25 protein-coding genes are annotated in these 21,411 nt (G+C 61.8%); 6 read left to right on the top strand and 19 right to left on the bottom strand.

From position 1 onward, the window contains the following. The first annotated feature begins 265 nt into the window (after window positions 1-265). The 6 genes from SKA58_RS19920 (at window position 266) to SKA58_RS19535 (ending at window position 4,090) form a co-directional block, all read left to right on the top strand. On the top strand, window positions 266-922 hold the full coding sequence (locus tag SKA58_RS19920; protein WP_156784212.1) for a GTPase domain-containing protein: 657 nt from the start codon (window positions 266-268) through the stop codon (window positions 920-922). Then, entirely contained in the window at window positions 919-1,410 is a 492-nt protein-coding gene (locus SKA58_RS19915) for a hypothetical protein (protein WP_156784211.1), read from the top strand. The genes SKA58_RS19920 and SKA58_RS19915 overlap by 4 nt, the downstream gene beginning before the upstream one ends. 38 nt (window positions 1,411-1,448) lie before the next feature. Next, window positions 1,449-2,243, top strand: coding sequence for a hypothetical protein (locus SKA58_RS13985; protein WP_009823105.1), 795 nt, complete (start codon window positions 1,449-1,451; stop codon window positions 2,241-2,243). 23 nt (window positions 2,244-2,266) lie between these two features. Further along, window positions 2,267-2,557: a hypothetical protein gene (locus SKA58_RS19910; RefSeq protein ID WP_232209432.1), complete on the top strand. Its 291-nt coding sequence runs from the start codon at window positions 2,267-2,269 to the stop codon at window positions 2,555-2,557. Window positions 2,558-2,635: 78 nt separating this feature from the next. Further along, entirely contained in the window at window positions 2,636-3,457 is an 822-nt protein-coding gene (locus SKA58_RS13975) for an IS5 family transposase (protein ID WP_009823103.1), read from the top strand. A gap of 39 nt (window positions 3,458-3,496) precedes the next feature. Then, a complete protein-coding gene (locus SKA58_RS19535) occupies window positions 3,497-4,090 on the top strand; it encodes an HNH endonuclease (RefSeq protein WP_156784209.1) in 594 nt (197 codons plus the stop codon). Between the two features lie 115 nt (window positions 4,091-4,205). Here SKA58_RS19535 and SKA58_RS13965 read toward each other — a convergent pair whose 3' ends face one another. The 19 genes from SKA58_RS13965 to SKA58_RS13875 all read right to left on the bottom strand — a co-directional run bounded on the left by SKA58_RS13965 (window position 4,206) and on the right by SKA58_RS13875 (window position 21,368). After that, on the bottom strand, window positions 4,206-4,391 hold the full coding sequence (locus SKA58_RS13965) for a helix-turn-helix domain-containing protein (RefSeq protein WP_009823102.1): 186 nt from the start codon (window positions 4,389-4,391) through the stop codon (window positions 4,206-4,208). After that, the gene (locus SKA58_RS13960; RefSeq protein ID WP_037543651.1) at window positions 4,388-4,618 is read right to left on the bottom strand and encodes a DUF2274 domain-containing protein; all 231 of its coding nucleotides are present in this window, start codon (window positions 4,616-4,618) and stop codon (window positions 4,388-4,390) included. The genes SKA58_RS13965 and SKA58_RS13960 overlap by 4 nt, the downstream gene beginning before the upstream one ends. 2 nt (window positions 4,619-4,620) lie before the next feature. Then, window positions 4,621-5,814 carry a TrbI/VirB10 family protein gene (locus SKA58_RS13955; protein WP_009823100.1) on the bottom strand — a complete coding sequence of 398 codons (1,194 nt, stop codon included), beginning with the start codon at window positions 5,812-5,814 and terminating at the stop codon, window positions 4,621-4,623. Then, on the bottom strand, window positions 5,811-6,659 hold the full coding sequence (gene trbG, locus SKA58_RS13950; RefSeq protein WP_009823099.1) for a P-type conjugative transfer protein TrbG: 849 nt from the start codon (window positions 6,657-6,659) through the stop codon (window positions 5,811-5,813). Before trbG ends, SKA58_RS13955 begins: the two co-directional genes overlap by 4 nt. Further along, the gene (gene trbF, locus SKA58_RS13945; RefSeq protein ID WP_009823098.1) at window positions 6,656-7,456 is read right to left on the bottom strand and encodes a conjugal transfer protein TrbF; all 801 of its coding nucleotides are present in this window, start codon (window positions 7,454-7,456) and stop codon (window positions 6,656-6,658) included. The genes trbG and trbF overlap by 4 nt, the downstream gene beginning before the upstream one ends. A gap of 3 nt (window positions 7,457-7,459) precedes the next feature. Further along, window positions 7,460-8,758, bottom strand: coding sequence for a P-type conjugative transfer protein TrbL (gene trbL / locus SKA58_RS13940; protein ID WP_009823097.1), 1,299 nt, complete (start codon window positions 8,756-8,758; stop codon window positions 7,460-7,462). A 158-nt stretch (window positions 8,759-8,916) separates the two neighbouring features. Then, on the bottom strand, window positions 8,917-9,660 hold the full coding sequence (gene trbJ / locus SKA58_RS13935) for a P-type conjugative transfer protein TrbJ (RefSeq protein ID WP_009823096.1): 744 nt from the start codon (window positions 9,658-9,660) through the stop codon (window positions 8,917-8,919). Then, window positions 9,660-12,104 (bottom strand): conjugal transfer protein TrbE, encoded by a 2,445-nt coding sequence (gene trbE / locus SKA58_RS13930; protein ID WP_009823095.1) that lies wholly within the window; start codon window positions 12,102-12,104, stop codon window positions 9,660-9,662. The genes trbJ and trbE overlap by 1 nt, the downstream gene beginning before the upstream one ends. Further along, complete coding sequence (locus tag SKA58_RS13925; protein WP_009823094.1) at window positions 12,098-12,370, bottom strand: VirB3 family type IV secretion system protein; 273 nt, start codon at window positions 12,368-12,370, stop codon at window positions 12,098-12,100. The genes trbE and SKA58_RS13925 overlap by 7 nt, the downstream gene beginning before the upstream one ends. Further along, a complete protein-coding gene (locus tag SKA58_RS13920; protein WP_009823093.1) occupies window positions 12,367-12,708 on the bottom strand; it encodes a TrbC/VirB2 family protein in 342 nt (113 codons plus the stop codon). The genes SKA58_RS13925 and SKA58_RS13920 overlap by 4 nt, the downstream gene beginning before the upstream one ends. Further along, a complete protein-coding gene (trbB, locus tag SKA58_RS13915) occupies window positions 12,705-13,709 on the bottom strand; it encodes a P-type conjugative transfer ATPase TrbB (RefSeq protein WP_009823092.1) in 1,005 nt (334 codons plus the stop codon). Before trbB ends, SKA58_RS13920 begins: the two co-directional genes overlap by 4 nt. Then, complete coding sequence (locus SKA58_RS13910; RefSeq protein ID WP_009823091.1) at window positions 13,706-14,101, bottom strand: hypothetical protein; 396 nt, start codon at window positions 14,099-14,101, stop codon at window positions 13,706-13,708. Before SKA58_RS13910 ends, trbB begins: the two co-directional genes overlap by 4 nt. 2 nt (window positions 14,102-14,103) lie before the next feature. Further along, window positions 14,104-16,146, bottom strand: a complete 2,043-nt coding sequence (locus SKA58_RS13905; RefSeq protein WP_009823090.1) for a conjugal transfer protein TraG — start codon at window positions 16,144-16,146, stop codon at window positions 14,104-14,106. Window positions 16,147-16,438: 292 nt separating this feature from the next. Then, window positions 16,439-17,905, bottom strand: coding sequence for a 4-hydroxyphenylacetate 3-hydroxylase family protein (locus tag SKA58_RS13900; protein WP_009823089.1), 1,467 nt, complete (start codon window positions 17,903-17,905; stop codon window positions 16,439-16,441). A 19-nt stretch (window positions 17,906-17,924) separates the two neighbouring features. Then, window positions 17,925-18,419, bottom strand: coding sequence for a flavin reductase family protein (locus tag SKA58_RS13895; protein ID WP_050763050.1), 495 nt, complete (start codon window positions 18,417-18,419; stop codon window positions 17,925-17,927). An 11-nt stretch (window positions 18,420-18,430) separates the two neighbouring features. Then, window positions 18,431-18,946 (bottom strand): MarR family winged helix-turn-helix transcriptional regulator, encoded by a 516-nt coding sequence (locus tag SKA58_RS13890; RefSeq protein WP_037543650.1) that lies wholly within the window; start codon window positions 18,944-18,946, stop codon window positions 18,431-18,433. A 49-nt stretch (window positions 18,947-18,995) separates the two neighbouring features. Next, entirely contained in the window at window positions 18,996-19,385 is a 390-nt protein-coding gene (locus SKA58_RS13885; protein ID WP_009823086.1) for a cupin domain-containing protein, read from the bottom strand. Between the two features lie 4 nt (window positions 19,386-19,389). Continuing rightward, on the bottom strand, window positions 19,390-20,688 hold the full coding sequence (locus SKA58_RS13880; RefSeq protein ID WP_009823085.1) for an amidase: 1,299 nt from the start codon (window positions 20,686-20,688) through the stop codon (window positions 19,390-19,392). Continuing rightward, a complete protein-coding gene (locus SKA58_RS13875) occupies window positions 20,685-21,368 on the bottom strand; it encodes a DUF2848 domain-containing protein (protein WP_009823084.1) in 684 nt (227 codons plus the stop codon). The genes SKA58_RS13880 and SKA58_RS13875 overlap by 4 nt, the downstream gene beginning before the upstream one ends. Window positions 21,369-21,411 lie beyond the last annotated feature (43 nt).

Raw genomic sequence — 21,411 nt, 5'->3', positions numbered from 1 at the left:
TTCTGAAAGACATGGGCGAACGTTGGCTTCGGCATATCCGGACATTGGAGGACGGCCAGTACTAAAGCACGAAATGACCTGGGCTGAGCGTTTGCTGGCCGAAACATAGTGGCGGCTTGATTACAGGGCCTGAGAGAGCCGCAAATGCCGTTGAATACGGTGGTGCTTCAATGCGAACGACGTAAAATAATTAGGACATTTCTCATGGAAAAATAGCATCGTTTGCTGCAGAGAATAATGTGATTAAGAACGGGGCTGATTTTTGATGTTGTCCAATTTTGTCAACACCCTGGAGCAGCAAGGTGGCGCCTTTCTGCAATGGGTACTGGGAGTTTTTAGGGGAAAGAAACTCGCAGTCCTCGGGCCTCGCGCATCGGGAAAGACGACACTGATATCGTTCCTATTAAATGGCGAACTGCCACAAGAATATTTTGCGACTGCAAAGCCTGAAAAATTCGAAGGCAAAAAGATTTCCCTTGGAAGTCTGGAACTGCGGGTACACGCGGTCACCGATCTCCCCGGTGACGTGCAATCCCACAGTGATTGGGAACGGCAGTATAAAGACTCAAATATCGCATGTTACATGATTGACGCGAGCAAGGTTTACGCGCGGGACGAAACGTATATTAGAATGATAAGAAGTGAAGCCAGGCATATTGGAGAGTGGCTGGATAGCAGAAAAAGGCGACCACCAGCTTTCTTCTTGGTTGCCACGCATTGTGATTTAATCCCCGATTATGCATCGCTTCCAGAAGGGCAAGTTACAGTTTTTACAGATTCATTCTGGAAAGATGCTGATGTCCAAAAGATTATAAACCTTGCCGGAGGTTCAAAGTACGTAAAATGCGTCGCCGGAAGCTTAAAGGATATAAGTCGAAGTGAACGCCTTATAGGCGAAATTTTGTACCAGGTGATCGCATGAAGGATGCGTTATATTTCAAAGCACAAGCCTTGGATAATACTTCACCTGATCTTTATCAATATGGCGACTCAAAAGTTGTTCCTGACGAGGGTGTGATGCGCCAGCAGATCACTGACCTGATCTCTGATATTTCTCGGAGAGGAAGTCATCATTTAAGGGCAGACGGCGCCGAGTTGATCGTTGTTGATCGTGCTTTCCTTGTACAAGTATCGTGCAGAGAACGTGATGATGCTGGCCGGCGTGCCTCTATCATATGCTGCGGCGAATTTAGCCGAGACGATGATCCAGCAGAGCAGTCTATTCTAATCGTGGGGGCAATCCGAGAATTTGCAGCACGGATCGAGAGAACGGTTGAACCGTGCCATTTAAAGGCGATTGATGACAATCTCGGGGACTTAAAAAAAAAGCCCACCAATCGTGGGATACCGATATGGGTGGTGCTGACGCTCAGTATTGTCGCACTTCTAATTCTACTGCTGACTTACTAGAGGCCGCCACAATTTCAATCCCTATCGAGCACGATTCGATGTCCATCAAGAGCACTAAGGAAGCAGCCTTGTCGACAAGCCTTATGCCTGCCGAACCAACTAGCCGCCGTGTTATCGCGGTACTTGACCAGCATGACATTGAGAAGTGCTCTAGGACCGGTGAAACTCAAATATTGAATGACCCCCAAACGCATATCTTAGCCTATCCGGTCAAGCGGGAACAAGCCACTAAGGCCTTGAGCAACATTATAGATGCGGGCCTTAGTCTTCCAGGTTCGATTTTAATCCAGAGTCCTTTTGATCCCGACGAATACGCTGACGCTGCCGAAGCTGTAGAACGATTTGCTTTGGCTAAGCATATGCTATTTTCTAACTTCTGTCAGCTATTGGGAGCTACTAGGGTCATCGTCACCCAAGTAGATGTTGTCACAAGCGATTCCGTTCAAACCATAACAGCGGACGGCGGCCGTTTGATGACCAAGAGTAAGCTCGGTATCAAAAGGGCTGCGAGCGATAGTCTCAGTTCACAACTGAGTTTGGAAGATGAATATAAAGGCGGTACCCCTGACTTAGAGGCCGCCGAGCTTTTGTTGTCAAAGCATCGTCTTGCGGGAGACAGCAACATGAGATCTTTGCTTCAAGCAAGATCAAGTCCTTCTAACCCCATAAATAAGCGCACGCTGACTCTAAATCTTTCAACAGAAGCCAGCCGAAATCTGAAAGTCGCTAGCAAGCTTAAACTGCCCACATTTTCCTTCAATGCGGATTATCAGGTCGCGCTCAGTCACGCGAAGGAATATACATTGACGATGGAAGTGTTTTTTGAGAATTAAATGAACAAATTTTGCAAATAATTGTGGTAATTATTTTTAAAATTTGTGAAATGTTTGATCCCATGCATTGGCCATTTATCATTCATCAAACTTATATCCGTCGAGTGGATATTCATGAAGCTTTCGGAGGGCAGCGGCAAAGCGGTATCGTGACGCCTAAAGATGTGCCTGGAATTTTCATCTTCACAGGGCATGGCGGTGGCGCAATCGGATACCAGGATGTCTTTCAAGCTGACGGCTCGCTTCGCTATACGGGGCAGGGACAGACGGGCAATATGGTCATGGCCTCAGAGCCCGATCCGAAACTAAGTTGAGTGGTATCAGCGGGTTAGCTTGACGCTTGCGGCAGTCGTTGATTCAGGGGTTTTGCAACAAACTTCCGGAGATCAACGATGTGGACCGATACCACTCGGGCGCAATATGCCCGCGCGGGACTGACTTTGCCAAGCGATTTGACCGATGCCGAATGGTCGGTGCTCGAACCTTTCTTGCCGCCACCCTCCCACGTAGGCCGTCCGCGCAAATGGCCGCTGCGACGGATCGTCGAGGCGATCCTGTATCTGCTGCGTGGGGGGCTGCCGTGGCGAATGCTGCCGCCCTGCTTTCCGCCGGTCTCGACGGTTCGGCGCTGGTTTTACCTGTGGCGCGATAACAAACTGTGGCTCTCGCTCAATCATACCCTGCTGTTGATGGCGCGTGAAGCGACGGGTCGCGAGGCTTCGCCCAGTGCTGGCGTGATCGATAGTCAGAGCGTGAAAACAACGGAAAGTGGCGGCCCTCGCGGCTTTGACGCGGGCAAGAAAATCAAGGGGCGCAAGCGCCACATCCTCACCGACACCGAGGGCCATTTGGTTCATGCGGTGATCCATACCGCCGACATTCAGGACCGCGACGGCGCGCCGCTGGTCCTGTGTGAAATCATCCACCGCTTTCCATGGCTGCGCCATGTCTTTGCCGATGGCGGCTATGCTGGCGACAAGCTCAGGGAAGCGCTCCGGCGTACCGGCAAATGGACTGTCGAGATCGTCAAGCGATCCGATGTTGCAAAAGGCTTCGTGGTTCTTCCGCGCCGCTGGGTCGTCGAGCGAACACTGGCTTGGCTGAACCGCAACCGTCGGCTCGCCAAGGACTTTGAACAGACCATCGCATCGGCAACTGCGTGGCTGTTCATAGCTTCCATCCAGCTATTCGCGCGTCGCATCGCAAGACTATGAAATTTCATCGGATAATTATGAATCAGGCTCTCAGGCAATTTGGCTATCCGTGATCATTCGGTGACGGGTAAAGACCTTCTCGTTTTTGAACAACTCGGTAAAGGTGGACGAATACGCTTCCTCGGATTGTTTGCGTGTGCAGGCTGGGATACTGAGCTTCAGCCTGACATCAAAGGGACTGAACGCGAAGCCATCGTGTTTACCTTAGTTCCGCTCCGTGAAACTGATCTCGAGGGCGACGATCTCACCGTTGAGAAAGCACCTGCAGCCGATCTTGCCACTCTGCGAAATAGGGCGATTGCGGCGGCTGCGCCGGCGCAAATGCGGCAGGCTGCGAGTGCGGCAAGTCTGTATGTCCGCAGTCGCGATGTGCGGGACTATGTTCTTGCACGTGCTGCAGGTCACTGCGAGAACTGCAGTCAACCAGCACCATTTTTGACAGCCGCGGGGCGCCCATATCTTGAAGCGCATCATATCCGCCGCCTAAGCGATGGTGGACCTGACGATCCTCGATTTGTCGCCGCCGTTTGTCCCAATTGCCATCGCCAAGCGCATTATTCGGAGCACCGCTCTAACTTCAATGCGGATCTGAAGGCAAAAGTGGCTGCTCGCGAGGCTTTCATCGCGACTTAGCAGATCTGACCTCCCAACAGGGGCAGAACGGATTCTTTCCAAGCCCTTGTCCTCTAGGTGGCCAATCAAAAATCGGCGCAGGCTCGGCAGAAGCGCATCGTGCAAAGCCGGCGTGTCACCTTCCAAGCAACCGCTGTAGGCTGTCATAGCGGACCAAGGTCGCTCTTCCGACCTTCACGATCTCGATATCGCCCGCCTGGATCAGTTCATAGATGCGGGACCGACTGAGACCGGTAAGACGCACAGCCGCCGCCACGCGCACGGTGATGGGAGCAAGGCCCTGGTCAGCCGCGTCGGTCATGATTGGGCTCGCTGCACTGTTTCTCGCGCGCGGATAAAGTTGCGGTCGCTTTCCAGAAAGGCAGCCAACATCGCTGGGATGAGATCGGCCACCGGTTCCTCGGTCCCATAGGTCTGCGCGTAGATTGCTGCATAATCGCGCAGCGCATTGAGCAGGTCGGGCGTAACGGTGATTGCCAGCTTTACCGGTGTCCTGTCCGGCAGCTTGGCCAATTTCAACTCTGCCATGTTCATTCTCCTGTCGACCCGCGCCATGGCGCGAGGATGAGATCGCGGCTGACCAGCAGGCGGACCGGTGTCCCGGGGCGCACAATGATCGTCGGTTGGATGTCGAGATTGCGCGACGTGATCTGGTCGCCGGCCCGCGAGATATTCTGTTGAGTTGATTCCCGGATCGCCTCGACAAGGTCGCTTTCACCATTGATGGTCAGCTCCGATCCAACACCGAGGAGTGTTGCGATCGCGACGCCCTTGAGCAGTGACCAGCTATGGAAGTCGACCTTGTCCGCCAACCCCGCATAGCCCGCCGCGTCCGTCGCCGGGAAATTGTCGAGCCGGAGCGAACTGCCGTCCGGCAGGATGAGACGCTGCCAGATGACAAGCGCCCGTCGCTGGCCGAAGGCGACGATGCTGTCATATTTCCCGATCAAGCGGGCGCCCTGCGGCACGAGCAGGATCTGACCAGTTGTGCTGTCGAAGACATTCTGCGTCACCTGGGCCGTCACGAGCCCGGGTAGGTCAGAGTTCAGCCCGGTGATCAGGCTGCCGGATATGATGCTGCCGGCAGCCAGGAGGAAGGGCGACGCAGGTGGTGACAACCTGGATGTGTTCACGTCGCTGCCGGTATTGGGACGTTCCGTAAACGCGACCTTGCGACCCTGTGGGGTTTGCGGCGCCGTTGGATCCGGCGGAACCATTATGGTCGGCAGCGCCGGCACCTCGGCGGCATGGTCGTCAGCCTTTGTCTGGACAAGGATCCCGGACTCTCGGGCGGCCTTCAGTTCCGCCAGTCTTGCTTGCCTCTCAGCTTCTGCGGCGTCAGCGGCCGGTCGATTGCCGCCCGGTGCGTCGGCGTCCAGATGCTGTTGCTGGGCGCGCAGAATCGGTCGCCCGAGATCACCCGGCAATGGTGGTCCCAAGCTCGGAGCATCCCCATAGCCTGCCGGCAGGCCGGCCAATGCGTCGCTGGGGTTCGTCGATGGTTTTGAAAGCTCGCTCTCCTGCGTCACTTGCCGGAAGACCTGGGGCTTAAGAGCCATCCACGCGACACCCATGAGGCTTGCCGACCCCAATGCCGCGATGCCTATGATGGCACCGCGGCGGAAACGGATCGCTTTTATCGGTTGCGCCCGCAGGACGAGACTCTCCGGATCAACCTTGGCCTGGGGCGGAACTGGCTGGATCGGGGTGTCGGCCACACTCATGCGCCCCTCCGGCGCTTTGTGCTCTCGATGCGGGTGATGCGGACGATCTCCTGCTTTTTCAGCCCCAATCTTAGCTCCGCTGCGCCAAACAGCCGATCGACGACATAGTAGCGATCGCGCAGGCGGTAGTTGACGAGTTCTGCCTTGCCGTCTGCCCCCAGGACGAAGAGCGGCGGAGCATCGCCCTGGGCCAGCGTTGGCGGGAATTCGATATAGGTCTGCCGGCCGTCGTCAAAGGCGCGCAATGGTCGCCACGGTGGTCGGTCGCCGGAAATCGCATAGTCGAAATGAAGCTGGGCGATGTCGAGCCCGGAGGCGACCGGTTCGGCAGCGCGCGCGGCCTCTTCCTTGCGCTTGAAGGCGATGAGGTCATCCTGAGGGTAAGTCCAGCTTATGCCGGCCATGGCTGTCGCGGCCGTGCTCGCAAGGCGCAGGTGATAGGTCCGTCGGCTCGTCGTTATGACGAGGTTGGTCGCAAGGCCTGCTGAGAAGGGCTTTACGAGGATATGCGTTCGCTTGGGCGCGCCATCGTCACTGCCTCCCCCTCCAGAAGTGGTGTCGCCGATCACCCAGCGCGTCGTGTCGCCGCTTGCCACTGCGACCAGTGTCTCTCCTGGCTGCAGCGCAATATCCGTCACTGACCCTGGCGCTGTATAGGCCAGGAAGATCGAGCCCTCAGCATAGGGATAGACCTGGATCGCATTGACGAAGCCTTGGACTACCGGTTGCGCCATCGCCTTGCGGTTGGCGGAGGCGACGCTGCGCAGGGGGGACGGCCCCGTCTGCGCCTCGGCCTGCGAGGTGACAAGAATGATCGTGGATAGGAGAAGGGTGCGGGTCTTCATGGCTGGATCTCCTGGCTGTTCTGGAGGTTGGATGCGGCCAGCGCTGGCGGAAATGGCGAACTGAGGGCTTCGCCTGGCCGAGTAGGCGGTCGCTGGGGGGCAGGTCGGGCGTCGCTGTCGAGTTCGCGGCTCCAGTTGATCGCATCGACATAGATGCCGAGCGGGTTCTTTCGCAGGACATCGGCGTTGGCGGGCGCCTTGGTCACGATCGTCAGGATCGCGGTCCAGCGGCTGGTCCCAGCCTGCACGCCCCGTTCGAAGACAGTCTCGGTCCACTTGACCTGGAAGGACCTGTCCGAGGCCCGGACGACGCTCGTTACCTGGACCGAGACAGTCCGCTCGCCGATCCGGGAGAAGGGGTCATTGGCGCGGGCATAATCGCCAAGGAACTGTGCGCCGCGCTGGGTGGTGAATGCATAGGCTTCCAGCCAACCGCGCCGCACCAGGACCGGATCGAGCGAGCTGCCCCGCACATTGCTGATGAAGCGGGCGAGGTGCCATACCACCTGCGGGTCTGTCGGACGATAGTCGGTGACCGCCTCATTGACCGCCCTCGCTTCGCCCAGCCGATCGACTTCAACGACATAGGGGATGAGCTGACTTTGCGCCGATTGCCAGACGAGCCCGGTCGATGTTCCGGCGGAAAGGGCAAGGCTGGCCAAGGCTACCAGGCGCCAGTTTCGGGCCTGGACGCGGGCCGACCCGATCCGCTCGTCCCAGACCTGGCCCGCTCGCGCATAGGGCGTTTCGGGCGGCGGGGTGCGGCCATAGCGCTGGACGCTGCGCTTGAATATCATGGCTCAGTCATTCCTTTCTTTGATGTCGGGGGTGGCGGAGGCGCCGCCGCGATCCCCTTGCTGCAGGGCATGAAGGGCGACCTGGCGGTGGTGACGTTTCGCCTGTTCGTTTTGCATCGCGCGGGCCCAGCCAGGCATGGCCTCGCTGGCGCTCGATTCACCCGGGGACGGTGGGCGGCCATTGATGGCGTTCCAGGCTGCCTCGCGACCGCTGCTTGCTGCTCCGCCCAGGCCCAGCGTATCCGACATCCGAGCTCGTGCCGCATTGCCCGCCGCACGTGCGACGCCGGCGAGACCCGCACCCACCGACGGCGGATTGGCAGTCTCCCGGCCGAGACTGTAGGCGGTGCTGGCAGCGGCTCCCATGGATGTTCCTGCCCGCACGGCACCGAGAGTTGCGCCTCCAAGAGCTCGCGCGCCGCCGATGGCAGCGGCGCCGCCGATCATGACGGCGCCCGCAGCACCCACGCCCGTGCCAAGCGCAGCTCCGGCACCCAACTGGGGGGCGCCGGCGGCGAGGCCGCTGGCGATAGATGGGCCGAAGATGCCGAGTCCGAAGAGCGCGAGGGACGCCAGCACGAGGCTCATGGCCTGGCCGATGTCGGGCTCCTGTCCCTGGAGCGCAGCGGTGAATTCGGCGAAGAAATTGGAGCCGATGCCCACGATGACGGCGAGCACCATCACCTTGATCCCTGAGGAAACGACATTCCCCAGCACGCGTTCGGCAAGGAAGCTCGTGCGGCTCCACAGCGCGAACGGCACGAGGATGAAGCCGGCCAGGCTGGTGAGCTTGAACTCGAGGATCGTCACGAACATCTGCACCGCAAGGATGAAGAAGGCGATGATCACGAGCGCCCAGGCGAGCAGCAGGATCATGATGGTGAGGAAATTGTCGAAGAAGGTCGTGAACCCGACCATCTCGCTGGCTTGGTTGAGCAGCGGCCACGCCGCCTGGAAGCCGATACCGGCAAGACGCCCGGGCTTCAGCAGGTCGTCGGCGCTGAGGCTTCCGCCGCCCGCGGTGAGACCCGCTTGCGCAAAGGAGCGGAAGATGATGTCGGCGAGTGTCGCGAAGCTGTTCAGGATGAACGCGAACGCGCCGATGTAGAGGATCTTCCGCACGAACCGGCCAATGACATTGTCCTCGCCGCCCATGGCCCAGAACAGGCCGGCGAGCGTGATGTCGATGCCGATGAGCGTGGAGGTCAGGAAGCCGACGTCGGGGCCGAGCAGGCCGAACCCGCTGTCGATATAGGTGATGAAGGCTGCCAGGAAGCGGTCGATGACATTGAGGTCGTTCATGGGCTTGGGCTTCCTGGGGCTTGGGCGTCCTGCACTTGGCAAGGGACCGCGGGGCATGGCTGGGGGAGCAGAACCACGCCCCGCGGCGGCGGCAGGCGGGAGAGGGATACCGCGTTGCCGCCTTGGACCGGATCGGGCTGGCGCCCGCATGAGAGGGGCTATTGCGGCGTGTAGGCCGATCCGGAGCCGAGGAACTTCCTGGTGGCGGCACGCGCCTCGAGCGCCTGCGTCGCGCGCCGCGCCTGTTCCTGGCTTTCGCTCCGGAACTGGGCGGCCATCATCTGCTGGAGCTGGAACTGCTGCTTGGCGGTGAGCGCCAGCAACTGGTTGGTGGCCTGGGTCGCTTGCAGCGATCCTTCGGCGCCCTGGCTCCGGGCGACGATATCGGCGAGCGCCTGCGTATCGTCGCGGACATTCTCGACCACCTGCGCCTGGACCGTCATCGCATGACGAAACCCGTCCATGCTGCCATCGAGTCGGCTGCGCGCTTCCTGTACACGCTGGTCGGTGCGAAGGGCGTCGGCAAAGTCCCTGGGAAAGAGCTTGGCGAATTTTTCGTCGAGTTCGCTGACATGGAAGTCGATGCCCTGCGCCTGTCCCATCAGGCGATCGATGGCGGCCAGTTTCGCTCGGAGTGCGTCGAGTTGCGGAAAATCGATTCGCGAGAGATTCTTGCCCATGTTGACCAGCATCTGCGCCTCGTTCTGAAGCTGCCTGATCTGCTGGTTGACCTGTTGCAGCGTCCGGGCCGCTGTCAGGACATTCTGCGCATAGTTGCTGGGGTCGAAGACGGTGATGGCATGCGCTGGCGTCGAGGGGGCCATGAGGCCAAATGCGAGCGAGGTGGCAGCGCCTGTGGCTAGAGCAGCCGCGACGAGGTGCTTGGCGGTAATAGCGCGCATTATTGGTCTCCTTGCAGGGGGGATGGAAGATTGGAGGAATGGCCGAGCAAATCGGCAGCCCAGTCGAGCCCGGCCGAAGCGAGGAAGCGCGCGGCGAAGTCCTCGCTGCCACCCGCCTCGATCAGCGCATTGATGCGGGACTGGGTCGACGGATCGGACGTTGCGCAGAGCGCCAGGGCAATCGGCCCCAGGCCCAGTTCGAACAGGCGGTTGCCGCGCGCCGATTGCAGGTAATATTGGCGCTTGGGCGTGGCGCGCGCGACGAGTTCAATCTGGCGCGCATTGAGGCCAAAGCTCTCATAGATAGCGCGGGATTGCGGTTCGATCGCGCGGTCGTTCGGCAGGAGGATGCGCTGCGGGCAGCTCTCGATGATAGCTGGAGCGATCGTCGATCCGGCGATGTCAGCAAGGCTCTGGGTAGCGAACAGGACCGCGACATTCTTCTTGCGCAGGACCTTTAGCCATTCGCGGATCCGGGCTGCGAACAGCGGATGGTCGAGGAAGATCCAGGCCTCGTCGAGGATGAGCAAGGTCGGCCGCCCGTCAAAGCGGGCCTCGAGGCGATGGAAAAGATAGGCGAGGACGGGCGCAATGACGCTGGGCTGGCCCATCAAAGCCTCGGTCTCGAAACATTCCATGTCCCCGAGCGCCAGCCGCTGCTCCGCCGCGTCGAGCAGGCGCCCATGGGGCCCGTCCAGCGTGTAGGGTTGCAGCGCGGTTCTGAGCGCATTGGACTGGAGCAGCAGCCCCAGGCCCGTCAGGGTGCGTTGTTCGACCGGGGCGGAGGCGAGGCTGCCAAGTGCCGACCAGACCATGTCCTTGGCATCCGGCGTCAGCGTCGCGCCCTCATGCTCGAGAAGCGCACCTATCCATTCAGCGGCCCAGCTCCGTTCGGCCTCGCCATCAATCCCCGCCAGGGGCTGGAAGGCGAGCGCCTCCCCATTGTCGGCGCCCAGTTCGTGATGCGCTCCACCGCACGCGAGCACTGCCGCACGGGCGGAAAAGCCCTTGTCGAAGATGAAGACCTGTGCCCGCTCGTAGCGCCGAAACTGTAGCATGATCGCGGAGAGGAGGACGGACTTTCCGGCACCGGTCGGCCCTGCGACGAGCATATGGCCGACGTCCCCCACATGGGTTGAAAGCCTGAAGGGAGTGGAACCGGCGGTCCTGGCGACCAGTAGCGGAGGCCCGTCGAGATGGGCGTTGCGCGCGGGGCCAGCCCAGACGCTCGACAGCGGCATCAGGTGCGCGAGATTGAGCGTATGGACGAGCGGCTGGCGAACATTGGCATAGGCCTGGCCTGGCAGGGAGGAAAGCCATGCCTCCACGGCATTGGTGCCTTCGCGGATCGTCGTGAAGCCAAGGCCGTTGACGATCCGCTCGACGCGGCGGACCTTTTCCTCGACCCGCGCCCGGTCCTCGTCGGCTACCGTGATCGTCATGGTCAGGTAGCCGAAGGCGACATGGTCCTGCCCCAGCACCTGTAACGCGGCATCGGCGTCTGAAACCTTGTTGTCGGCATCGCTGTCGAGCAACTGGCTCGGCTGGTTGTAGAGGACCTCCCGAAGGAGAGCGGTAATTGACTTGCGCTTATTGAACCACTGGCGGCGGATGCTGGTGAGCGCCTTGGTGGCCTGCGTCTTGTCGAGCGCAATGAAGCGCGTGACCCAGCGATAGCCGAAATCCTGGTGGTTGAGGGCGTCGAGGATTGCCGGGCGGCTGAGGCTGGGGAAGCCAAGCACGCTCAGGGTCCGCAGGTGCTTTTGGCCCAGGCGCGGCTCGAGCCCGCCAGCGAGCGGCGTGTCGACCAGCAATGCATCGAGATAGACCGGGGTCTCGGGGACGCTGACCGGATGCACTCTCTCGGAGATGCAGCCATGGAGGTAGGTCAGCGTCTCGGTATCGTCGAGCGCCCGCACCTCTGGCATGAAGCCCGACAGGAGGTCGAGAATCCGGTCGGTCTCCGCCGCGAACTGCACGAGCGTCCCGCGCCAGTCTCGTCCCTTGTCAGCATCCGGTCGTTCGACCAGCGCGCGGCCGGCGCTGTCGATGCTGTCGGCAGGCGGCAGCCATTGCAGCGTCAGGTGGTAGCGGCTCTCGAAATGCAGGCCGGCAGCCTCGAACGCGGCGCGTCTTTCCCGATCGACGAGGGCGCTCGCGAGATCAGGAAAGACGCTGTCGGGGTAGCCCTGGCTCTCGAGCCGCTCAGCATCAAAGTAGAGCGCCCAGCCCGAGCCCAAGCGCTTCAGAACATTATTGGCGCGGGCGCAGGCCGCGATGAGTTCGGCCTCAGTTGCCGATTCAAGATCCGGCCCCCGGAAGGCGAGCGTGCGTTGGAAGCTGCCATCCTTGTTGAGGACAATGCCCGGGGCGACCAGGGCGGCCCAAGGCAGGTGATCGGCAAGACGGTCGGCGCGGCGCCGATATTCGGCAAGGTTCAGCACGAAAGATGCCCTTTCTGACGAAGATGGCGAAGGAGCACCGGGGCGAAACTCGGATCACGCCGCGCCGCGAGCACAGCGAGGCTGTGACCAGCGGCCCAGAGCAGCACCCCGGCGAGCCATTGCTGGAGGCCAAGGCCCACAGCGGCGGCCAGCGTGCCGTTGACGATCGCGAGCATGCGCGGTGCGCCGCCCAGGAGGATGGGACTTCCAAGCGCGCCGTGGATCGGCACCTCAAATCCCTCCAAATGCTGGCCACTGCCGGTCATGCGATCAGCGCTCCGCCACCAAAGCTGAAGAAGCTGAGGAAAAAGCTCGAGGCAGCAAAGGCGATCGACAGGCCGAAGACGATCTGGATCAGCCGCCGGAAGCCGCCGGATGACTCCCCGAATGCAAGGCTGAGACCGGTGACGATGATGACGATCACCGCGATGATCTTCGCGACCGGGCCCTGTACCGATTCCAACACCTGCTGGAGCGGCTCCTCCCAAGGCATGCCGGAGCCGGCTGCCCGCGCCTGGATGGAGATTGCGAGGGCGAATGCGAGACCTGTCGCCGCGCCAGCGAGGCGAGCCGACAAAGATAGGAAGCGAGTTTGGGCCGTCATGAAACATCTCCTTGGGTTTGGGATTTGAGAAGGCTGGAAAGGCGATAGGCGCCGGTGTCGGGATCGAGCCCGGCCATCCGGGCGATGCTGGCGATGCGCCGGGCGCTGCCACGTCCTGCAATGAAGACGATGAGGTCGATGGCCTCGGCAATGAGTTGGCGCGGCACGGTGACCACCGCCTCCTGGACCAGTTGCTCAATCCGGGTCAGCGCGGCCTGCGCGCCATTGGCGTGGACCGTGGCGATCCCGCCGGGATGGCCGGTGTTCCATGCTTTGAGCATGTCGAGGGCCTCGGGGCCGCGGACCTCGCCAACGACGATCCGATCGGGCCGTAAGCGCATCGTCGAGCGCACGAGATCGGTCATGGATGCAACGCCAGCCTTGGTACGGAGCGCGACCGTGTCGGGCAGCGGGCATTGGAGCTCACGCGTGTCCTCGATCAGGATGACCCGGGCGTCGACCCAGGCCATCTCCGCCAGCAGCGCATTGGCGAGCGTCGTCTTGCCCGAACTGGTGCCGCCGGCGATGAGAATGTTGAGGCGCTGCGTTACCGCGGCCCTCAGCGCGTCTGCTAGGGACGGCGGCATGAGGCCGTCGGCGACATAGTCGTCGAGCGTGTAGAGCCGCTCGGCAGGTTTCCGGATCGAGAAACAGGGGGCTGGGGCAACCGGCGGCAGAACACCTTCGAACCTTTCTCCCGCATGACCCTCCGCATGGGGCGGGAGCTCGGCAGAGATGATGGGCCGGTCGGCGTGGATTTCCGCGCGGCCATGGGCGGCGACGAGCCGGATGATCCTTTCGACCTGGGAAGGTTCGATCGATATGCCAGTGTCGACCCGTCCCTCGCCAAGCCGGTCCACCCGCAGAGCCCCATCCGGATTGACCATGATCTCCTGCGTCAGAGGATCGGCAAGGAGGGCTGCGATATCCTCGCCCATGGCTGTCCGCAGCATGGCACGCCGCCGGTCGGAGGCGAGCGAAGGGGGCTGGTGCGGATTCATTGTCCGTCCTCCGACCCGAGCGTCCGTCGTCCACTGGCGACATGGCGGCCAACCTGAGTGACGAAGGCCTCGAAACGCTTCGCTCCCAGCGCGCGCCCGGCCTGGTCATTCTCTGCAAGTGGCGTCTGGATCGCGAGCTCGAACCGGATGAACAGCGCCAATGTCTCGAGGATCACATGCGTGTCGGCTTCCACCCGGCCGATCGACCGGGTCATCCGGTCCAGCCGGATCGAGAACCGGTCCTCAAGTTCTGAGGCGCCCCGACGATTGAGCCAGGCGGTCAGCGCATCGACAAGGATTGCCGACTTGGTGGCGCCAGGCTTGGCGGCGAGGGCCTCGAGCCGGTCGGAGAGCGGGCGCGGCAGGAAAAGCTGGTGGCGGATCTTCTCCATGGTCAAAGCCCCAACTGCAGGTCGTCAGGACGGATGGAGGCTGCGTCGATGCCATAGACGGTCCGCGCAGTGCCCAGCGCCTGGACGCGGTCCATCGTGCGGCGTTCGGCCGCCTGATCGGTGTCGTCTTCGCCCAGGCCCAGGGGGTCGGCGACCTCCGGTTCGGGCGTGATCCTCAGTTCGATCTCGTGCGCAGGATGGCGGGCCTGTTCAAGTCCGCCGGTATCGCCATCTTCGCCGGCGTCGACCTGCACAGCGAGGCGCATGTCCGCCCCGCGAATCTGCCCCGCCCAGTCATCAGGACGTGCCTCGGGGAGGTCTTGATCGCGGGCTGCGTCCAGCGACGGTGGTGGTAGGACGCGCGCGGCAAACCGCCGATCCGCATAGTAGCGCAGCTTTCTGGCGCGGATCGGCGGGCTGCCCGAGACCAGCACCAGTTCGTCGGTCGGTGCCAGCTGCATCACCTCGCCCGGTGTCAGCAACGCGCGCGCAGTCTCCTGACGGCTGACCATGACATGGGCGAGCCAAGGCGCGAGGCGATGCCCTGCATAGTTTCGCATCGACCGCTGTTCGGTCGCGGTGCCGAGCGCGTCTGAGATGCGCTTGGCGGTGCGCTCGTCATTGGTCGCAAAGGCAATACGGACGTGGCAGTTGTCGAGTATCGCGTTGTGTTCGCCATAGGCCTTTTCGATCTGGTTCAGGCTCTGTGCGATGAGGAAGGCACGCACGCCATAGCCGGCGAGGAAGGCAAGGCTCGTCTCGAAGAAGTCGAGCCGCCCGAGCGCCGGAAACTCATCGAGCATCATCAGCAGGCGATGACGGCGGTTGCCAATCTCTCCCCCGCTACCAGGAACGTGAAGCTCTTCGGTCAGGCAACGGCCGATCTGGTTGAGGATCAGACGAACCAGTGGCTTGGTACGGCTGATGTCTGATGGCGGCACAACGAGGTAGAGGGACACCGGATGCCGGGCCTCGACGAGGTCGGCGATCCGCCAGTCAGAGGCCGCGGTCACTGCCGCAACAGTGGGGTCGCGATAGAGGCCGAGGAACGACATGGCCGTCGACAGCACACCCGAACGCTCGTTTTCGCTCTTGTTGAGCAGTTCTCGGGCGGCAGAGGCGACAACCGGATGAACAAGCGGTACATCCGCCGTGCCCACATGGTTGGTGGCCATCATCCGGCGCAGGGTCGCTGCGAAACTGCGCTGCGGATCGGAGAGGAATGTGGCGACCCGGGCGAGGGTCTTTTCCTCTTCCGCATAGAGGACATGGAGGATCGCGCCGACCAGCAGAGCGTGGCTGGTCTTCTCCCAGTGACTGCGGCGCTCCAAGGCACCTTCCGGATCGACAAGGATGTCGGCGATGTTCTGGACGTCGCGGACTTCGTTTATGCCGCGGCGCACCTCGAGCAGCGGGTTGTATCGCGCCGAGCGGGCATCGGTCGGATTGAACAGCAGGCAGTGCGAGAAGCGCGAGCGCCAGCCGGCGGTCAGCTGCCAATTCTCGCCCTTGATGTCATGAACGACGGTCGAGCCTGTCCAGGAGAGCAGCGTTGGAACGACGAGGCCCACGCCCTTGCCTGAGCGGGTTGGCGCGAAAGCCATGACATGCTCGGGACCATCGTGGCGAAGGTCATCGGACCCGACGCGACCGATCGCGACGCCGCGGTCGACGAGAAGGCCGGCATCCTTGATATCCTTGTGCGTTGCCCAGCGCGCCGAGCCATAGGTGGTGACGTTGCTTGACTGCCGAGCCCGCCAGACTGATCCGAAGATGGCAGCGACGCAGCCAATGAGGCCGCCCGCCGCCGCGATCGTCCCTGCTTCGTCGAAGATCGCCGGCGCATAAGCGTCGAACGAAAACCACCAGGGGAATAGCGACCAAGGCGGGTAGATCGGCTGCCCGAAAAGCAGGAGCCAGGGCGCACCAAGCTCAGGCTGGTAGGCGAGCTGCGCTGCTGCCCATTGGGTCGCGATCCATATGCTCGCGACGATGATAGCAAGCACGATCAGGATTTGCCCGATCAGGAGTTTTGTAGGGGTCATGCGGGCCTCCGCCCGCACTCGACTCATTGGTCTGCGGGCTGGCCAAGCATCGCGTAAAGGTGCGTGGCGCAGCAGGCACCGGCTGATGCCGCTGGCTACCTTTGCGGTGCCAGTGCGGCCCCTGCATTGGCCCGGGTCTTAAAGTCTTGGGCGGCGGAATGGACGAGATTGAGACGCCCGCAGGCCTTGTCGGTCCTTTGGCCGAACCTGCGTAAGGGCGGATCATGAAAAGGGGCCGGGAATTGCTTCCCGGCCCACAGTGTTGCCGATTGCCAAGGAGAGGTGTTGGCAATCAGGCGGCCACGCCCATGCCAGCATCGTGCAGATCATAGCTGGCGAGCATGGTGTCGACGAGATTGGTGGAGCTTTCCCAGTCGAAGGTCCGGAAGCTGTGGCCCTTCGTGACGAAGGTGGCTCCCGCGTAGAACATCTCATACTGGTTGTGCCGGCTCGCAAATTCAGAGCCGATTGCATCCCAGGCGAGCTTGAAGAATTTTACGCGGTCCTGCGAATTGGCCACCGGCGACTGCTGCGTTTTCCCGATGAGAGCGGCCGTTTCCGGGTTTACGAAGTCCGCAATGCTCGAGGGCAGCATGATGAGGCCGCCTCCAGCCAGGTCGCGCAGCGAGGTAATGACCTTGGAATAGAGCTGCTGCGTGAGGACCTGGGACGCATAGAGAAGGTGACCATCCGGTATGTAATAGCCGTTGCGAACCTTGCCCTTCGCCTCCATGCCATGGACCATTCCTTCCACGAGCGCGGCTTCGGCGGCCAATTGGCCGAGCATGTCACGGACCGGCGGCAGGGCAAGCGTCCCGTTGATCTCGGCCGTGCGACGCGCGATGCCCATGAGGAAGCGCATCTTGACCATCAGCCGAACCTGGCATTGATAATTCTGCAGTACGTGCGCAGGCGTCGCGTGGAACTGCTTCATCACCATCGCGGTATCGCCAGCGATGAATACCCGATCCCAGGGAACCTTGACGTCATCAAAGTAGATGACGGCATCATTCTCATCGAAACGGCTGGCCAACGGGTTGTCGAACTGGCTGGGCGACGCCGCCTCATAGGACTTGCGGGACAGGAGCTTCACGCCGGGCGCGTTCATCGGCACCGCGAGCGAGATCGCATATTTCTCGTCCCCCACGCCAAGCGGCTGGACGCAGCTGACGAAGACCTCGTTGGCCATGATCCCGCTGGTTGCCAGCATCTTGGCACCCCGGATTGTTATCCCGGTCGAATCCTCGTCGACAATCCCGGCTGTCAGATAAGGGTCTGCCTGCTCATGCGCGGACTTGGAGCGATCCGCCTGCGGATTGATGATCACATAGGTGAGGAAGAGGTCATTGTCCCGGGCGTAGCGGAAATAGTCCGCAAGCGCCCCAGCGCGCGCCCGGTCATGATTCTCGAACAGGTCGATGCCCATCATCATCCCGGCGAAGCAGGAGGCGACATGGTCGGGCGATCGCCCCATGAATCCGTAATGCGTGCCTGCCCAGGCCTCCATCGCCTTGCGGCGCATCACCAGGCCTTCATAGTCGGTCGGCAGGTCCCACGCCCGGTTTACCCGCTCGCCACTCGACGGGCTCGTGAAAGTCATCAAATCGGGATTCGCTGCCTGGAAGTCGTAGAGCCGGGCGGCCGACGCGACCGAATTGCAGAATGCGGGATGCTGAGTGACGTCGCCTGCAAGCTTGCCGTCGATGTAGATGGAACGGCCGTCGCGTAGCGTGGCGAGGTGTTGGCTTCCTGTTTTCATATCTTGTGCCTTTCGATCATCATTGAGCCGGTCCGCAGGCGATCGCGTGATATCCGCCGCGGAAGAAAATGAGGGGGGTGGTTTCGGGCTCGGTCCGGAAATCCAGGACCCGTCCGACGATGATGACGTGGTCGCCGCCATCATAGGTCGCAAAATGCCGACATTCGAACGCCGCGAGGGAAGGTTCGATCAAGGGGCAGCCGGTAGTCCCGGTGATCGGATCAATGCCGGCCCACTTGTCGGGTCTTCCCCCGGCAAACTGGTTGGATATGGCTGCTTGCCGGGCGCCAAGGACGTTGATCCCAAAAGTCTCGGCCTGAAGCAGGTCGGGAAGGCTGGGGGCCTCGCGCCCGACGCTGAAGAGAACGAGCGGAGGGTCGAGCGAAACCGAGTTGAACGAACTCACCGTCATGGCAATGGGCTCGCGCCCATCGGCTTCGGCGGTAATGACCGTGACGCCGGTTGCGAACTGACCGAGGGCGTCACGAAAGGCGCGGGCTTCGAAGCCGGCCATCTGTTGCGTCGTCATGCTGTCTTCCTTCGACGGGCCTGGACATGCAGAAGTGCAAGGGCGTCCTGCGAACCCCCGACGAGCTTGGCGAGGCTGTCGGAAAGGGCGCGCAACTCTCCCGGTGCCAGTGCACCAAAAATGGTGTCGTTGACGGAGCGCTGCAGATCGCCGACTGCCGCCAGCAAACCCCGTCCTTGCGCGGTCAAGGTCATGATCACCCGGCGGCGGTCCGCCGGATGGGGCTCCTTGGTAACCAGTCCGGCGCCAACCAGCTTGTTCACCTCCGTGGTAACAAAGGCGCCCGACAGGTGGAGATAGTCGCTCAGCAGGTTGATCCCGATGTCTGCCTTTCGACTGAGATGCTCGACGGCGACCAGGATGGAATAGGCCGGACCCGAAAGTCCGGCTGCTTGGCCCAGCCCAGCGCGCAGCTCCTGCAGGTGGATGCTGAAGCCCAGAGCGTCCTGGATCGTCCGGCGCAGCAACTGGTCAGAACCGTCGACCAGCAGTTCCGGTCGGCTGGCGGTCATCTCCAGGGCTGGCCTTTCTTGCTTAGCGTGCAGGCGGCCGTCGGCTTGGTCAGGCCGGGTCATAATAATGGATCTCAAGCAGCAGGCAGCCGCCCTCGGACTTGAAGGGACCGTGATAGACGCCGGGCGGGCGGCAGGCGTAGGTCGGGGCGACAAAGGCTTCGCCACCATTGCCTTCTTCGTCATTGCCGACGGTGAGGTCGCCCTCGAGCAGGAAGACTTCCTCCCAATAGTCATGCACGAAGGGCTTGGTGGTGAATACGCCAGGCTGAAAGCGCAGGAGGCGCGTGCGGCTTCCCTGCCGCTGTTCGGGGTCAAGGCTTCCTGACAGGATCTTTTCGTCAACGCCGCCGCCTGGCTTATAGCCCTCGGGCAGCTGCCAGCCGTCTCCCGACATGGCGATCGCGTGGAATTCGCGATGTTCTTTTGTCACGGGCATATCATCAGTCCTTCTGGTTGAGTACGCCTTGGCATGTCTCGGCCACCCCCAGGAGGAGGTCGTCCGAGCCAGCCAGAGCGGCGATGGTCAGACCCACGGGGCGTGCAGCCTCGGGGCAAGGGAGGGAGATCGCGCAGCCATCGAGTAGGTTTGCGATCGTGGAATTGCGCAGCATCAAGGCGTTGGCGGCGTGGTAGGCCGCATCATCCTCTAGCTCCGAGATGCTGGGAGCGAGCACGGGCACTGTCGGCCAGACGATGCCGTGCAAGCCGTTGAGTTGCTCGGCCATGTTGGCGATGAAGGCCTTTCGGCCCTCGACGAGGCGCGCATAGGCCGCCGCGCCCATCCTGTTTCCTGCCTCGATCCGTGCCAGGACCTTGGGATCATATTCGGCGCCCCTGCCCGCATCGAGATAGGATTGGTGCCAGGCTGCCGACTCGCTCGCCGGGAAGGTCGCATCCTTCACAAGCGATGGAAGGCGATCGAGCGGTGGCAGTTCGATAGGCTCGATCGCCACTCCTGCTGCCCCAAGCCGAGCAAGGGCCGCATGGAACGGGCCTGCTACCTCAGGTTGGACGCCCTCCATCACGTAATTGGTGACCACGCCCAGGCGAATGCGATGGGCAGGCACCGCGAACGGCTTGCCCGGAACATCGCGCAGCACGTCGAAGAGGGCCCGACAATCCGCGGCTGATTCGCCGATGATCCCGACCGCGTCGAGGGTGGTCGAGAGCGGTAGGACGCCATCCCGGCTGATGGCAGCCGCGGTTGGCTTGAAGCCCGTTACTCCGCAGAGCGCAGCGGGGATGCGGATGGAGCCACCTGTGTCAGTGCCCACCGCAACCCGTGTCAGACCGAGCGCGACCGAGACGGCTGCGCCGGAGGATGAGCCGCCGGGAATACGCAACTCGCCGGGATAGGCAGGGTTGGCAGGGGTTCCGAAATGCGGGTTGATGCCGAGGCCGGAGAAGGCAAACTCCGTCATGTTCGTGCGGCCGAGCAGGACGAAACCGGCGGCGCGTAGCCGCTGGACGACGACAGCGTCGCGTCTCGCCACGGGCGCGTCCCTAAGGAGGCGCGAGCCTGCCGTGGTGGGATGCCCCATGAGGTCGAAATTGTCCTTCACCGTCACCGGCATGCCCAGATAGGGCGCGCGCGACCTTGCGGCTCGCCGCGCGTCCGCCGCTTCGGCAAATCCTCTTGCTTCTTCATCGAGCCTGGTCGTCAGGACAAAGCGCATGGCATCGCTATCGAGCTTAGCGAGCGCCTCCTCGACGCGGACCTGGCTGGCGCATCCGATCATGCTTCGGCCACCGGCAGTGCCTCGATCGCATAGCTATGCCGCAGAGTGCGTCCGAGGACCGGGTCGTGGAGGGCAATGGTGAAACGATCGGAAAATCGAATTTCGCCCGAGACCGGCAGCGTGCCGCAAAACATGGCGAAGCCGTTCGGTACTGTGCCATGCTGGCGTTCATAGAGCGCCAGCAACTCGTCGGGGCGGCGTAGCCCGGCCACCGAACCATGCTGGTAGAATTGTTCGCCGTCTTCAACCGTATGCGATGAGAGCTGCAGCTGGTCCCAATGTCCGCATACATCCTGCCAGCGCCATGCCGAAGCAGCGATCGGCTTGGCGCAGGCCTGCTTGGACAGGCTGATCCCAAAAGCCTCCAGCGCCCGGTCGGTATGGTCCGACCCAAGGCCGACATAGAGAGCGCCCTCGTGCTTGAACAAGACGACCTCGGCCTCGCCGCTGCTTTCGCGGCCAACCACCTGGATGGCAGGGCGAGTCGACAGGAGCGCATGGTCTACGCGGTAGTAAACAGGGACCGAGCTTGGACGCTTTACCCCAAGCTCCTCCAGTTCCCGAATATGTGCCTCCAGCACGGCCTCATCGCGTCCGGTCCATCCAGCGATGACCAGCCGCTCAGGCTCGAACGGCACTGATTTCGCGCCATCGTCCGAGACGATCTTCAACTCCCTCATGACCTCTCCTTCAGCGAATCACATTAGCGCTAATGTATTGCGT

It is taken from the genome of Sphingomonas sp. SKA58 (assembly GCF_000153545.1).
GTDB lineage: Bacteria > Pseudomonadota > Alphaproteobacteria > Sphingomonadales > Sphingomonadaceae > Sphingobium > Sphingobium soli.
The sequence above is the reverse complement of the archived record's forward strand: the minus strand, read 5'-3'. Positions and strand labels throughout refer to the sequence as shown.

Excerpts from the sequence above, each read along its gene's own strand:
- SKA58_RS13925 (WP_009823094.1), bottom strand. The coding sequence starts at position 12,370 with ATGACCGGCAGTGGCCAGCATTTGGAGGGATTTGAGGTGCCGATCCAC.
- SKA58_RS13900 (WP_009823089.1), bottom strand. The coding sequence starts at position 17,905 with ATGAAAACAGGAAGCCAACACCTCGCCACGCTACGCGACGGCCGTTCC.
- SKA58_RS19920 (WP_156784212.1), top strand. The coding sequence starts at position 266 with ATGTTGTCCAATTTTGTCAACACCCTGGAGCAGCAAGGTGGCGCCTTT.
- SKA58_RS13880 (WP_009823085.1), bottom strand. The coding sequence starts at position 20,688 with ATGATCGGATGCGCCAGCCAGGTCCGCGTCGAGGAGGCGCTCGCTAAG.
- SKA58_RS13920 (WP_009823093.1), bottom strand. The coding sequence starts at position 12,708 with ATGACGGCCCAAACTCGCTTCCTATCTTTGTCGGCTCGCCTCGCTGGC.
- SKA58_RS13955 (WP_009823100.1), bottom strand. The coding sequence starts at position 5,814 with ATGAGTGTGGCCGACACCCCGATCCAGCCAGTTCCGCCCCAGGCCAAG.
- SKA58_RS19915 (WP_156784211.1), top strand. The coding sequence starts at position 919 with ATGAAGGATGCGTTATATTTCAAAGCACAAGCCTTGGATAATACTTCA.
- SKA58_RS13960 (WP_037543651.1), bottom strand. The coding sequence starts at position 4,618 with ATGGCAGAGTTGAAATTGGCCAAGCTGCCGGACAGGACACCGGTAAAG.
- SKA58_RS13975 (WP_009823103.1), top strand. The coding sequence starts at position 2,636 with ATGTGGACCGATACCACTCGGGCGCAATATGCCCGCGCGGGACTGACT.
- trbJ (WP_009823096.1), bottom strand. The coding sequence starts at position 9,660 with ATGCGCGCTATTACCGCCAAGCACCTCGTCGCGGCTGCTCTAGCCACA.
- trbG (WP_009823099.1), bottom strand. The coding sequence starts at position 6,659 with ATGAAGACCCGCACCCTTCTCCTATCCACGATCATTCTTGTCACCTCG.
- trbF (WP_009823098.1), bottom strand. The coding sequence starts at position 7,456 with ATGATATTCAAGCGCAGCGTCCAGCGCTATGGCCGCACCCCGCCGCCC.
- SKA58_RS13895 (WP_050763050.1), bottom strand. The coding sequence starts at position 18,419 with ATGGCCGGCTTCGAAGCCCGCGCCTTTCGTGACGCCCTCGGTCAGTTC.
- SKA58_RS13965 (WP_009823102.1), bottom strand. The coding sequence starts at position 4,391 with ATGACCGACGCGGCTGACCAGGGCCTTGCTCCCATCACCGTGCGCGTG.
- trbB (WP_009823092.1), bottom strand. The coding sequence starts at position 13,709 with ATGAATCCGCACCAGCCCCCTTCGCTCGCCTCCGACCGGCGGCGTGCC.
- trbL (WP_009823097.1), bottom strand. The coding sequence starts at position 8,758 with ATGAACGACCTCAATGTCATCGACCGCTTCCTGGCAGCCTTCATCACC.
- SKA58_RS13890 (WP_037543650.1), bottom strand. The coding sequence starts at position 18,946 with ATGACCGCCAGCCGACCGGAACTGCTGGTCGACGGTTCTGACCAGTTG.
- SKA58_RS13910 (WP_009823091.1), bottom strand. The coding sequence starts at position 14,101 with ATGGAGAAGATCCGCCACCAGCTTTTCCTGCCGCGCCCGCTCTCCGAC.
- SKA58_RS13985 (WP_009823105.1), top strand. The coding sequence starts at position 1,449 with ATGTCCATCAAGAGCACTAAGGAAGCAGCCTTGTCGACAAGCCTTATG.
- SKA58_RS13905 (WP_009823090.1), bottom strand. The coding sequence starts at position 16,146 with ATGACCCCTACAAAACTCCTGATCGGGCAAATCCTGATCGTGCTTGCT.
- SKA58_RS13885 (WP_009823086.1), bottom strand. The coding sequence starts at position 19,385 with ATGCCCGTGACAAAAGAACATCGCGAATTCCACGCGATCGCCATGTCG.
- SKA58_RS13875 (WP_009823084.1), bottom strand. The coding sequence starts at position 21,368 with ATGAGGGAGTTGAAGATCGTCTCGGACGATGGCGCGAAATCAGTGCCG.